The sequence below is a fragment of the Cohnella sp. GbtcB17 genome (assembly GCF_019091135.1).
Taxonomy (GTDB): Bacteria; Bacillota; Bacilli; order Paenibacillales; family Paenibacillaceae; genus Cohnella.
Genome location: NZ_JAGXJW010000047.1, coordinates 11,334 through 23,659, shown reverse-complemented (window position 1 = coordinate 23,659; position 12,326 = coordinate 11,334). Strand labels below are relative to the sequence as shown.

The window sequence follows — 12,326 nt, the reverse complement described above, 5'->3', positions numbered from 1 at the left end:
ATAACGACGGGAGCCCGGGACCACAATAGGTTTAAAACGGTAAAGAAGGGATCCCGGTGCTCGGTAATCGGATTCGTCATTGGAAAAAGCGATTAAAGCGCAACAAGCGTCTGGCATGGTCCCTCGGCATTTGGGCTGCCGCCGTATTGACGGCGGCAGCGGGGCTGGCCGCGGTCAAGGCGAGCATCGAGCGTGCGGAGCGTTCCGCAGGCGCCCTGACGGGGGACAAAGCCGTATGGCTCGACGAGCGGTCATCGCTTCTGTCATTCGAAGGCCCCGATTCCGAACGGGGACGGGCCATCTCCGCGCTGGCGGGTATCGAAGGCAAAGTTGAGGTCGTGCTGCGGCGCATGTACGTGTGCGGGGAGGAGATCCGGCGGCTCGGATCGTTCTCCTCTTCGGAAGCGATGGACCTGCTCAAGACGCATCGCGAGTGGACGGCGACGCTCCAGGACGCGGATCGGCTCGTCATGCGGGAGTCGGTCGACGATCTGTCTGCGTCGTGCAAGGCATCGGCGAGAATCGGTCTGGACAGGGGCGGCAACCTTTCCCTCTTCGACGGTCCCGTCAAAAAGGACAAGGTGATCCGGACCTTTTTCCACATGGACGTCAAGGCGCTGGAAAGCGGATTGTCGCCCGAGGAGCTGCGCAAGCTGCGGGAAGGCATGCCGGTGGGCGAGGGTGCCGACGACTATCATCGGGTCGTGAGCCGGCTCGGCGCGTACGCCGACGCATCCGGTGCACCCGCAAACGCAGCCGAATAGCCGTCAGACCGCCGCCGTCCGGCGGCCACGAAGCGCTGGAGCTTTCGCTCGGGCGCTTTTTTCGTGTGCGCGTTTGCTGTTCGGCTTTCTGTTCTCATCCCCGCCCGCAAATGGTATAATCAAGTCGTCTGTCAGTAGAAACAGGAAGCGGGGGGCCCTCATGCGGGTACTCGGAATCGACCCCGGCATCGCCATCATGGGATTCGGATTTATCGACAAGCTCGGGCATCGTCTCGTGCCGGTGCAGTTCGGCAGCATCCAGACGACGCCGGATACGGCGCAGGAGGTCAGGCTTCAGCAGATCTATGAATCTTCCTGCAAGCTGCTCGATCAATACAAGCCGGAGACCGTTGCGGTCGAAAAGCTGTTTTTCAACAAAAACGTGACGAACGCGTTCAGCGTCGGCCAAGCGAGAGGCGTGCTGATGCTCGCCGCCGCGCAGCGCGGCATACCGATCGGCGAGTATACGCCGATGCAGGTCAAGCAGTCGGTCGTCGGGTACGGCGGCGCGGAGAAGAAGCAGGTCCAGGAAATGGTGAAGCGCCTCCTCGGACTTGCGAGCGCGCCGAAGCCGGACGACGTGGCGGACGCGCTGGCCGTGGCGATCTGCCATGCCCACGCAAGCGGCATGAGTCAATGGATGAACGGAGCGACGCGGCGGTGATCGATTATTTAAAAGGTTATGTAGCGCATATCGAACTTGAATACGTCGTGCTCGACGTGCGGGACGTCGGTTACAGGGTGTTCACGCCCAATCCGTACGGCTTGGCGAGAAGCGAGGAGCAGGTGCAGCTGTTCATTCACCATCACGTCCGCGAGGACGCGATCCAGCTGTTCGGCTTCACGACCCGGGAGGAGCAGAGCCTCTTCCGCAAGCTGCTGGAGGTGTCGGGCATCGGTCCCCGCGTAGCGCTCGGCGTGCTGGCCGGCGGCCGTCCGGAGTCGGTCGTGGCGGCGATCCAGCAGGAAAATTTGACGTTTCTGACGAAGCTGCCGGGCATCGGGAAAAAGACGGCGCAGCGGATGGTGCTCGATTTGAAGGATAAGCTGGGCTCTTCGTACGATGCGGCGGGCCTTGGCCTGCCCGCGGCGGAGCGCTTGTCGCTGCCGGACGACGGCCATGCGTCGTGGGCGGCGGCCAGGGAAGCGCTGGCGGGACTCGGCTACCGGGATGCCGAGCTGGATAAGGCTTGGTCGGCGCTCAAGGACCGGATCAAGCCCGAGGATTCGCCGGACGTGCTCATGAAGCTCGCCCTGCAGCAGCTTTTTACCGGATAACGAGCGGAAAGGGGGACGCATAGGTGGAGGACCGCATCGTGACCGCTCACTTGATGATGGAGGACCGTCAGGCGGAGCTGAGCCTGCGTCCGCGGTATTTGAACGAATATATCGGCCAGTCGCAGGTCAAGGACAATATGAAGATTTACATCGAGGCCGCCAAGCTGAGACAGGAGGCGCTCGACCACGTGCTGCTGTACGGCCCGCCGGGACTCGGCAAGACGACGCTCTCGAACATTATCGCCAACGAGCTCGGCGTCAGCATCCGGACGACCAGCGGGCCGGCGATCGAGCGTCCCGGCGATTTGGCTGCCATTTTGACCAATCTGCAGGAAAACGACGTCTTGTTCATCGACGAGATTCACAGGCTTCATCGCACGGTCGAAGAGGTGCTGTACCCCGCGATGGAGGACTTCGCGCTGGACTTCGTCATCGGCAAGGGGCCGAGCGCGAGGTCGGTCAGGCTCGACCTGCCGAAGTTTACGCTGATCGGCGCGACGACGCGCGCGGGCCTGCTGTCCGCGCCGCTGCGCGACCGGTTCGGTGTCGTCAGCCGCCTCGAGTTTTACACCGAGGACGAGCTCGCCTTTATCGTGTCGCGGACGAGCGAACTGCTCGGCGTGGACATCATCGGTGACGCATCCCGGGAGATTGCGCGACGGGCGAGAGGCACGCCCCGCATCGCGAACCGGCTGCTCAAGCGTGTGCGCGACTACGCGCAGGTGCGCGGTGACGGCATCATCACCGAACAGCTCGCGCACGAATCGCTCGAGCGCCTGCAGGTCGATCCGATGGGCCTCGACGCGATCGACCACAAGCTGCTGCACGCGATGATCTCCCGGTACAAGGGCGGTCCGGTCGGCGTGGATACGATCGCCGCATCGATCGGGGAGGAGAGCCAGACGATCGAGGACGTCTACGAGCCGTACCTGCTCCAGATCGGCTTCCTGCAGCGGACCCCGCGCGGCCGTGTAGCCGCGCCGGCGGCTTACCGGCATCTGGGGCTGCCGATGCCGGAGCAGCGACCGTGAGCGCGGAGACGGAAGCCGGCGAACGTCGCGTGCTGACCGTCTATTACGACGGCGAATGCAGGCTATGCCTGACGGCAGTCAGCCGTCTCCGCCGTTCGCGCACGCAGTCAGAACTTCGGTTCGTGCCGCTTCAGGCGGTGCCGGCCGGCAGCCTCGGCGACGCGCCGGGCGAGCCGGGAGGGGCCGACGGCCATTTGTCGCAAATGCTCGTGAAGGACGAATCGTCAGGCCGGTTGACAGGGGGAGCGGATGCCGTCATGCTTTTGCTGCGCGACATGCCCGGCCTTGCTTGGCTCGGGCGATTAGGCGCGTTGCCGGGATTCAGGCTGCTCGCAGCCGCCGCCTATCGGTTTGTGGCGAAGTACAGATACAGGCTGTTCGGAAAAAGCGACGCCTGCAAGGACGGCTCGTGCAGAATCGTCGCCGAAGACCAAGATGGATCACATGGAGGATCGACATGAACAAAATGAATCGCCGGATTGCGCTCGGCGCTTCCGCCGCAGTGCTGCTCGCATGGGCGGGAGCGGACGGTCCGGGGGCGAATGCCGCCGTCGTGCCCGATACGATACGCGTCGCCCTGTTTTTGGACCTTGGATCCAAGTATCAATCCACGACGCCCGTCGCGACGCTCGTATCCGCGGGCGGTCTCGGTCTGTCCTGGGTCGGCGGACAAGGGAAAGCGGACTATCCCGCGCCAGGCGGCACAGTTCGCTTCGCGGTCGATGCCTATCGGGCGATGCTGCTCGAGACGGAGGATTTTTCGGCCGCGCAGACGGTGCTGAAGAAGATTCAGGCTTCCTCCAAGGCCGGCTTCGTGACCAAGCTGAACAAAAAAGGCAAGACGGTCTATCAAGTGTCGGAGGGCGTCTACAGCACGGCGTCCGCCGCGCAGTCCGCGTTGTCGAAGTGGGCGTCCGCCGCCGGCGGCCAGACGTCGCTCGCCCAGCCTTACATAGCGGGACCGCTAGCCGTCGAGACGGGGCCTTACGCCGGCGCGAGCGAGGCGCTCGCCGCGGTCGCGCAGCTGGGCAACGCGGGCTTCGATGCCTTCGTCGCGGTGAAGCCGTCGGCGGAGGGCGCCGCGTATGCGGTGCGCATCGGACAAGCCGCCAGCCAGGCCGAGCTGACGAAGCTTCAGGCCGCCGTCGCGGCCGCCGGATTTTCGGCTCAGCCGCCAGCGGCGGGTTCAGCGTACGCCGTCATCCGCGACGACGTGACTTATACGGGCTCCGCGACGAACTCGGCGCCCCTATACGCCCTGCCCGCCGCGGGCGGGGCCGCCTTGCAGGCGGACGTACAGGGAGACGGGAGCATCCAGGTCGTCGAACGGAGCAAAAACAAATATCGCGGCAGCATGCAGATCAGCGTGCTGAACAACAATCTCGCCGTCGTCAATGTCGTCGGGCTCGAGCCGTATTTGTACTCGGTCGTCGGCGCCGAAGTCGGTGCCAGCTGGCCGGCCGAGGCGCAAAAGGCGCAGGCGGTCGCCGCCAGATCGTATGCGCTGGCGGGCGGCGTCTCCTATCAGATTGCCGACGTCGTCGACAATACGTACAGCCAGGCGTACAACGGTCTCGCCTCGGAAAACGCGAACTCCACCGCGGGCGTGCAGGCGACGGCCGGCGAAGTGGTGACTTACGGCGGCAAGATCATCACTGCCATGTTCGGCGCGAGCGCGGGCGGCATCACGGCCGATCCGCTCGAATATGCGGGCAATGCGATACCTTATTATGCGGGAGCAGTCCAAAGTCCGGACGACGGCATTCAGAAGGGCAAGCTCGACTGGTACCGCGTCGCGCTCGATTCGGGCACGGTCGGCTATATCCGCAGCGATCTGCTGGCCGACAAGGGACAGAAGAACGAAGCGGGCCTCGCCATGCTGACTGTGACCAGCAACGACGTGCAGGTTCGCCCGAGTCCGCGCGTTCAGACCGATGTCAAGCCGGTCGCTTCCGTCAACGCGGGCACGCTCGTGCTGTCGCTCGGCAAGACGCCGGAGTATACGAACAACAGCTGGGTCGAAGGCCCGCTCGCCGCGGACAAGCTGCTGGCGACCATCAACGCGAAGCTGTCCGACAAAAACAAGATTCAAGGCCCGCTCCGCACGCTCGAGGTGTCCGAGACCGGGGCGTCCGGGCGGGCGATTCGTCTCAAGGCGAACGGCACGACCGTCCAGCTGTACGGCGACAGCTGGCGCAGCGCGCTCGGCGGCGTCAAGAGCACGCTCTTCAAGATCGACGAGACCGCTCGCGCGACGATCGTCGGCGCGAACGGCGCAAGCCGGGAGGTGCCGGACGGCGCCGGCTCCTTGCAGGTGCTTGGCGGCGACGGCACCGTGCGTCCGCTCGATTCGGCGGCGGGCGGCAACGCCATCGTCTTAAGCGGCTCGGGCCAGGTACGCGCGATCACCGCTTCCCCGCAGTTCATCGTGACGGGTACCGGCTACGGACATGGGCTCGGCATGTCCCAATGGGGCGCGCTCGGGCTCGCCGAGCAAGGGTATGACTACAAGAAGATCCTGCAATACTACTATAAAGATATTAAGATCGAGAAGGATGGCGCTTCATGAACGTCGGCGATTACGATTTTGAACTCCCCGAACGGCTGATCGCGCAGACTCCGCTATCAGATCGGACCTCGTCCCGCTTGCTGGTGTTGCACAAGGACGGCGGGCGGGTCGAGCACCGTTCGTTCAAGGATCTCGCGGACTACCTCGTGCCGGGAGACACGCTCGTCCTGAACGATACGAAGGTGATTCCGGCCAGATTGTTCGGGCGCAAGGCGAATACCGGCGCGAAGGCCGAAGTGCTGCTGCTCAAGGCGCTCGGCGACGATCGCTGGGAGGCGCTCGTACGGCCGGGCAAGAAGCTGCATATCGGCGCCGTACTGCATTTCGGAGAGACGGAACATTCGATGAAACCGTTGCTGGCCGCCGTCGTAGAAGAAGAAGGCGAAATGGGCGCGAGAACGATCCGTTTTCAGTATGACGGCATTTTTAACGAAATTCTCGATCGGCTCGGCGAGATGCCGCTTCCTCCGTACATCAAGGAGCGGCTGGAAGACAAGGATCGCTATCAGACGGTCTATGCGCAGAACGAAGGCTCCGCCGCCGCGCCGACCGCCGGCCTCCACTTCACGGAGGACTTCCTGCGGGAGCTTCAGGGACGCGGGATCGCCGTGTGCCGCGTGACGCTGCACGTCGGACTCGGCACGTTCCGTCCCGTATCGGTGGACAATGTGCTCGAGCACAAGATGCATGAGGAATGGTACGGCGTCGACGAGGAAAACGCGGCGCTGCTCAACCGGGCGAGGCAAGCGGGGACGCGGATCGTCGCGGTGGGCACAACCTCGGCGAGGACGCTGGAGACGCTGGGTCAACGGTTCGGCGACCGGCCGATCGAGGCATGCAGCGGATGGACGGGCATTTTTATTTATCCCGGCTACGAGTTCCGCTTCGTCTCCGCGCTGCTTACGAACTTCCACCTGCCCAAGTCGACGCTAGTGATGCTGGTCAGCGCGCTTGCAGGACGCGAAGCCGTACTAGCGGCTTACCGCGAAGCGGTCGCCGCCGAGTACCGGTTTTTCAGCTTCGGCGATGCGATGTTCATTACGTAGACATCTTCGGCGCAATAGACAAGAAGGGACCGATCGAGTACAATGCCGGCTATTACTTACGAACTGATCAAGACCTGCGCCCAGACGGGCGCCAGGCTCGGACGCGTCCACACGCCGCACGGCGTTATCGATACGCCTACCTTCATGCCGGTCGGCACGCAGGCGACCGTCAAGGGCGTGAGCCCGGAGGAGCTTAAGGCGCTGAACGCCCAGATCATCCTGAGCAACACGTACCACCTGTTCGTCAGGCCGGGCCACGAGCTCGTCCGCGCGGCGGGCGGCTTGCACAAGATGATGAACTGGGACCGCCCGATTTTGACGGACAGCGGCGGCTTCCAGGTGTTCTCGCTCGCGCAGATGCGCAAGATTACCGAAGAAGGCGTCACCTTCCGCTCGCATCTGAACGGGGACAAGCTGTTTCTGTCTCCTGAAGTCGCGACGGCTGTGCAAAATGCGCTCGGACCCGACATTATGATGGCGTTCGACGAATGTCCGCCCTATCCCGCCGAGTACGCGTACGTCAAGCAGTCGACGGAGCGCACGAGTCGATGGGCCGAGCGATGCCTCAAGGCGCATGCCAGACCGCACGACCAGGGCTTGTTCGCCATCGTGCAGGGCGGCATGCACAAGGACTTGCGCGCGCAGAGCGCGGCGGATTTGACTTCCCTGGATTTTCCGGGCTATGCTATTGGAGGCCTCAGCGTAGGCGAATCCAAGGAAATCATGTACGAGGTGCTCGACCATACGGTGCCGCTGCTTCCTTCGAACAAGCCGCGCTATCTGATGGGCGTCGGTTCGCCGGACGCACTCGTCGAGGGCAGCATCCGCGGCGTGGACATGTTCGACTGCGTGCTCCCTACGCGCATCGCCCGCAACGGCACGCTCATGACGAGCGAAGGCCGCGTCGTCGTCAAGAATGCGAAGTACGCCGAGGACTTCGGTCCGCTCGATCCGAAGTGCGACTGTTATGCCTGCCGGAACTACTCGCGGGCTTACGTCAGACATCTGATCCGCGCGGACGAGATGTTCGGACTTCGGCTGACGACGATCCACAATCTGCATTTCCTGGTGAATCTCATGAGTCAGGTTCGCCAGGCGATCCGGGACGACCGTCTCGGCGATTTCCGCGACGAATTTTTCGAAGCGTACGGTATGGCAACCAATGAGAGCGGCTTTTAACTTTTTTTAAAGACGAGAGGGGAGGTAATACTATGTGGTTAGCAACTGAAGGCTCCGGAAATGGCAATCTGTTGATGTCGCTGGCGCCGTTTCTGCTTATGTTCGTCGTTTTCTATTTCCTGCTTATCCGTCCGCAGCAGAAAAAGACGAAAAACCGCAACTCGATGCTCCGGGCGCTTGCCAAGGGCGACAAGGTGACGACGATCGGCGGTCTGCACGGCACGATTGCCGAGATCACCGACGATACGATCGTGCTGAAGGTGAACGACGCGACGAAGCTCACGTTCGATCGCTCCGCGATCAACAATGTCTCGGCGCGCGCGGGAGAGGCCAAGAGCGATAAGTAACAACGAAACGAGAAAAACAAGCCGTCGGATCGCAAGATCCAGCGGCTTGTTTTTTTGTTGCGGATGGATTCAAGTATCCGTCAGGCGCGACGGAGCAAGCTTCTTGAACGTGTCCTTGACGGGGGGATGAGACTTGCGGCGAAGCCTGAAGCGATCCGCCCAAGCGCCGACCTTGAGTCCGACGGCGACGACGACGGTCGCGAGGATCAAGCCCGCAAACATGTCCGTCGCCCAGTGAATGCCGAGATAGAAGATGGAGAAAAGAATGACGGCGGCATTTGCAGCGCCAAATATCGCCCATCGCCTGCTGCCGGAGCGGAACGCCAGAAGCGCCATCGTGACCGAAATCGACGTATGCAGGCTCGGAAAGCAGTTGTCCAAACCGGACAGGCGGCGATACTGCGTCTCGAAGCTCGGAAAAGCGTCGAGCATCAGAAAACGAACGCCGGGAGCGGCTGCCCACGCCTCGCGGACGGGCACGAACAAATAGAACGGAACCGCGATCAAGTAATTCAGCAGGAGCGCTACGCAAAGCGCGTAGTAGAGCTTGTCGTTGCCGGCCCTTGCGTAGACGATCAGCGAAGCGACCATGAAGCCTTGAAAAACGACAAGGTAGAAAAATGCGCAAACGAGCGTGAGCGAGGGAGACTCCAGCGCCCGCTGCAAAGCGCCTTGCCAGCCACCCTCCCACCCCGCGAGCGCGCCGGTAAGGTCGGCGGGAACGGGCAGGGCTGCTTCCAGGCGCAGTTCGAACTTGTTGAGCGCCATGATCAACAGCAAAGACATAAAAAAAATCAGATGCTTGGGAGAGCGATACAGCTTCCGGACGAAAACGGCCGCGGCGGCGAAAGGCTGTCTCGCCGTACCGTATCCGACGAGGAGCGCCACCGTTACGGCCGTAAGCGCAGATATGGTTTTCATGCTGCCGAATACGATCAACGCGTTCGCTCCTTGCCGCTAGAAATGATTGTATCAGTATATCACAATTTCCATTTTTCTAACGGCCTGTGCAGACTTTAATTTTGCGTTCGCGCACCATCTCACAGCCGCCTTGGGTTCGTGCCGGAGCCTGCGTTTACACCGAGCATGCCCCCGAAGGCGCCCGCCAGCGCGGCGATCAAGCCAAGCAGACCGATGCGGGCGTCGAAGCCGATGTCCTGGGACAGGAATCCGATGATGACGACCGCAACCGCATATAACAAGCCTGTGACGGCGCCGATGTACCAGCCGCGCTTGCCGGATCGTTTGGCCGAGGTGAATCCGCCTGCCAGGCTCGCCGCGCCGTGAACGCCGAATACCCAGGACAGAAGCTTCGTTTCCTGCATAGACGAGCTGTAGAGCAGAACCGAGAGCGCAAGCGTGCCCAGACCGAGCCAAATAAAAGCCCAGACGAAGCCCGCGACCAGCGGGGATGCGATGCGAATGCCGGATACGCGTACGGGATTCATATCGATGCACTCCTTTGAAATCAAGCGTTTTGTACCATTGTATGGGCTTGTACCCGCCGCTAGTACTCGATAATGCCGATAATTTCCGCGACATCCGTCCGTATCGCGCGGAGGGTGCCCGGTGAGACTACATTCGCAGGCCCGGCTCCGATATCCGGCAAGGGAGGAACAGCACTTGGAACTGACGGCGATCACGATTCGGACGCTGCTGATGTACTTATTCGTCTTCCTCATATTGCGGTTGATGGGCAAACGCGAGATCGGAAAGCTGTCGGTGTTCGATCTCGTCATCTCGATCATGATCGCCGAGATCGCCGTCATCGCGATCGAAGCGCCGAGCCGCCCGCTCTTATACGCCGCCGCTCCGATGGCCGTGCTTGTCGTCGTTCAATTGATCGTATCCACGCTCACGTTAAAAAACCGCAGGCTTCGTCTATGGTTCGAAGGCAAGCCAAGCGTCATCATAAGCAAGGGCAACCTGAACTGGAAGGAAATGAAAAGACAGCGCTACAGCCTCGACGACCTGATGATGCAGCTTAGGGAAAACAGAGTCGACCACGTCGCGGACGTCGAGCTCGCTGTGCTCGAATCGTCCGGCAAGCTGTCCGTTATTATGGCCGACAAGCATAAGCGGGAGACGCCTCCCCCGACGGAGGAAGCAAAGCCTAAAATCAAATACGGCTTGCTCCCGCTTCCGCTGATCATGGACGGACTCGTGCAAGACGAAAGCCTGGAGCGTATCGGCAAAAACCGGTTTTGGCTCAGGCAGGAGCTGCGGCGGGAAGGCGTCAAAACGTTTAAGCAAGTCGCGTTCTGCAGCCTGGACCACAAGGGACGGCTCTATATCAATCGAAGGACTTAGCGCCGCCTATTTGAACAATCGGCCAAGGATCGGAATTCTTGCCGCGTCATGCCTGTCGATGAGCTTCATGACCATCAGAAGGAGCAAATATACGACTAGCGACAGCAGACTTGCCGCGATCAGATCCAGCCAGACGCCGGGCAACCTGCCCGCGTTCCAGATCCAGAGCGCGACCGCGCCCATGATCGTCATGGCCGCGCCGATCTTGAGGAAGTCGCCGGGCAGCAGTCGGACGCCCGTCAAGCGCACGACGCTGATCCAGTGCAGCAGCGTGACCAGCGCCATGTTGGCGCCGATGGCGATGACCACGCCGCGGATGCCAAGCTCCGGCTTGGAAGCGAGCAATACGATGAGGAGGAGCTTGACCAGCGCTCCCGCGAACGTATTCGACAGCGCCGTGCCCGGACGGTCCAGCGCCTGCAGCGCAGCCTGCAGCGGCGCCTGCATGTACAAAAAGACGGCTGCGGGCGCCAGCAGGCTGAGCAAGGCGCCGGGCTCGGGGTCTCCATAAATGAGCCCGCAGATCGGCCGGCCGAACAGCGCCATCAAAATGATGAAAGGAGCGCCCGTCACGACGGCAAGCCGCATCGATTGGTGAAGGCGCTTCTGGATGGCGACCCGGTCGCCTCTGGCGGCGGCCTCCGACAGCGAAGGCACGAGCGACGTCGCAAGCGAAAAGGTGAGCGATCCGGGCAGCAGCAGAAGCGGGATGACCATGCCCTGCAGGATACCGTATTGCGCGGTAGCCGCAGCCGTGGCGAGTCCGGCCGCGATAAGCGCGCGCGTCGTCAGAATCGATTCGAACAAGTAGGACAAGGAGCCGATCATCCGGCTGCCCGTGACGGGCACGGCGATCTGCAGCAGGGCGCGCATCCGGCTTTCTTGGGCGGGGGGCCGGGGCGCGGGCTTGCCGACCGCTTCGGTCGCGAGGCGTTCCGCCGCGGATTTTCCGGCTCCGCCGCGTCCGCGGGCCTCGCCCCGCAAGTGCAGCCATAGTGCGACAAGGCCCCCGAACTCGCCGGCGCCAGTCCCGATCATCGCGCCCGCCGCGGCCGCCTCAAGTCCCCAGGGCAGGAACATAAAAGCGAGCGTCAGCGAGAGCGCGATCCGGACGATCGTCTCCACCGTCTGCGAAACCGCGGTAGGCAGCATATCCTGCTTGCCCTGAAAGTAACCGCGCCAGATCGAGGATACGGCTACTAGCGGGATGACCGGGATAATGGCCAAAAACGCGGTGTGAACCCGCGGATCGGTCATCAGGCTGGAAGAGATCCAATCCGAGAGGGCGAAGCACAGGCCGCACACGGTCAAGCTGGCAGCCAGCGCAATGGTCAGCGCCGTTCGCCGGATGCGGACGGCTTCTTCCGTGTCTCCGCGGGAGTCGGCGGCGGCCACGAGCTTCGCCACCGCCAGCGGCAGCCCGCCGGTAATAATTGTGAGCACGACGATAAAAAAGGGGAATACAAGCTGGACGAGCCCTACGCCTTCGGCTCCGATCAGGCGAGGCAGCGCGATCCGGGGCACGAAGCCGAGCAATCGGTTGAGGAGACCGGCGGCGAGCAGGATCATCGCTCCCTGGATAAAGGTTTGTTTGCGCGGCGACAAGGTTCATCCCATCCTTCGCTCTTCGGTTCGTCTACTTCACCAGCATATGCGGGGGCTGTCCGCAATCATGCCAAGCCCTCCTGCGAAGCGGCAGGATTTCGGCGGGCTGCGGCGAAAGGTATAATACAGTTAGGCGTCGGGACTTCATGGCGGAACGGGAAGGATGACGGCAGACGGCAAGGCAGCAGGCGCAAAGC

The 12,326-nt window shown here is 62.3% G+C and carries 13 protein-coding genes; 10 read left to right on the top strand and 3 right to left on the bottom strand.

Features of this window, described 5'->3' with window-relative positions; all coding sequences use genetic code 11:
- Window positions 1-56: 56 nt before the first annotated feature.
- From KVT38_RS35595 to yajC, 9 genes are all read left to right on the top strand, one after another.
- Window positions 57-764: a BofC C-terminal domain-containing protein gene (locus KVT38_RS35595; protein ID WP_217596172.1), complete on the top strand. Its 708-nt coding sequence runs from the start codon at window positions 57-59 to the stop codon at window positions 762-764.
- Window positions 765-924: 160 nt separating this feature from the next.
- On the top strand, window positions 925-1,428 hold the full coding sequence (ruvC, locus tag KVT38_RS23445) for a crossover junction endodeoxyribonuclease RuvC (RefSeq protein WP_217596171.1): 504 nt from the start codon (window positions 925-927) through the stop codon (window positions 1,426-1,428).
- Window positions 1,425-2,042, top strand: a complete 618-nt coding sequence (gene ruvA, locus KVT38_RS23440; RefSeq protein WP_217596212.1) for a Holliday junction branch migration protein RuvA — start codon at window positions 1,425-1,427, stop codon at window positions 2,040-2,042. The genes ruvC and ruvA overlap by 4 nt, the downstream gene beginning before the upstream one ends.
- 23 nt (window positions 2,043-2,065) lie before the next feature.
- Window positions 2,066-3,073 (top strand): Holliday junction branch migration DNA helicase RuvB, encoded by a 1,008-nt coding sequence (gene ruvB, locus KVT38_RS23435; RefSeq protein WP_217596170.1) that lies wholly within the window; start codon window positions 2,066-2,068, stop codon window positions 3,071-3,073.
- Complete coding sequence (locus KVT38_RS23430; protein WP_217596169.1) at window positions 3,070-3,534, top strand: thiol-disulfide oxidoreductase DCC family protein; 465 nt, start codon at window positions 3,070-3,072, stop codon at window positions 3,532-3,534. The genes ruvB and KVT38_RS23430 overlap by 4 nt, the downstream gene beginning before the upstream one ends.
- Window positions 3,531-5,642 (top strand): SpoIID/LytB domain-containing protein, encoded by a 2,112-nt coding sequence (locus KVT38_RS23425; RefSeq protein WP_217596168.1) that lies wholly within the window; start codon window positions 3,531-3,533, stop codon window positions 5,640-5,642. The genes KVT38_RS23430 and KVT38_RS23425 overlap by 4 nt, the downstream gene beginning before the upstream one ends.
- Window positions 5,639-6,688 (top strand): tRNA preQ1(34) S-adenosylmethionine ribosyltransferase-isomerase QueA, encoded by a 1,050-nt coding sequence (gene queA, locus KVT38_RS23420; protein ID WP_217596167.1) that lies wholly within the window; start codon window positions 5,639-5,641, stop codon window positions 6,686-6,688. Before KVT38_RS23425 ends, queA begins: the two co-directional genes overlap by 4 nt.
- Window positions 6,689-6,730: 42 nt before the next feature.
- Complete coding sequence (gene tgt, locus KVT38_RS23415) at window positions 6,731-7,867, top strand: tRNA guanosine(34) transglycosylase Tgt (RefSeq protein WP_217596166.1); 1,137 nt, start codon at window positions 6,731-6,733, stop codon at window positions 7,865-7,867.
- Window positions 7,868-7,899: 32 nt separating this feature from the next.
- Window positions 7,900-8,214: a preprotein translocase subunit YajC gene (gene yajC, locus KVT38_RS23410; protein ID WP_217596165.1), complete on the top strand. Its 315-nt coding sequence runs from the start codon at window positions 7,900-7,902 to the stop codon at window positions 8,212-8,214.
- A gap of 69 nt (window positions 8,215-8,283) precedes the next feature.
- Here yajC and KVT38_RS23405 read toward each other — a convergent pair whose 3' ends face one another.
- A complete protein-coding gene (locus tag KVT38_RS23405) occupies window positions 8,284-9,153 on the bottom strand; it encodes a phosphatase PAP2 family protein (protein ID WP_217596164.1) in 870 nt (289 codons plus the stop codon).
- Window positions 9,154-9,254: 101 nt separating this feature from the next.
- Window positions 9,255-9,662: a TIGR04086 family membrane protein gene (locus KVT38_RS23400; RefSeq protein ID WP_217596163.1), complete on the bottom strand. Its 408-nt coding sequence runs from the start codon at window positions 9,660-9,662 to the stop codon at window positions 9,255-9,257.
- Between the two features lie 175 nt (window positions 9,663-9,837).
- On the opposite strand from KVT38_RS23400, the gene KVT38_RS23395 reads away from it, so the two are divergent.
- On the top strand, window positions 9,838-10,524 hold the full coding sequence (locus KVT38_RS23395; protein ID WP_254639488.1) for a DUF421 domain-containing protein: 687 nt from the start codon (window positions 9,838-9,840) through the stop codon (window positions 10,522-10,524).
- Window positions 10,525-10,530: 6 nt separating this feature from the next.
- On the opposite strand, the gene spoVB is transcribed toward KVT38_RS23395, so the two are convergent.
- Window positions 10,531-12,129, bottom strand: coding sequence for a stage V sporulation protein B (gene spoVB / locus KVT38_RS23390; protein ID WP_256454999.1), 1,599 nt, complete (start codon window positions 12,127-12,129; stop codon window positions 10,531-10,533).
- Window positions 12,130-12,326 lie beyond the last annotated feature (197 nt).

Bases quoted from the DNA above. Each gene is read 5' to 3' on its own strand.
- ruvC (WP_217596171.1), top strand. From the start codon at position 925: ATGCGGGTACTCGGAATCGACCCCGGCATCGCCATCATGGGATTCGGA.
- KVT38_RS23425 (WP_217596168.1), top strand. From the start codon at position 3,531: ATGAACAAAATGAATCGCCGGATTGCGCTCGGCGCTTCCGCCGCAGTG.
- queA (WP_217596167.1), top strand. From the start codon at position 5,639: ATGAACGTCGGCGATTACGATTTTGAACTCCCCGAACGGCTGATCGCG.
- tgt (WP_217596166.1), top strand. From the start codon at position 6,731: ATGCCGGCTATTACTTACGAACTGATCAAGACCTGCGCCCAGACGGGC.
- yajC (WP_217596165.1), top strand. From the start codon at position 7,900: ATGTGGTTAGCAACTGAAGGCTCCGGAAATGGCAATCTGTTGATGTCG.
- KVT38_RS23400 (WP_217596163.1), bottom strand. From the start codon at position 9,662: ATGAATCCCGTACGCGTATCCGGCATTCGCATCGCATCCCCGCTGGTC.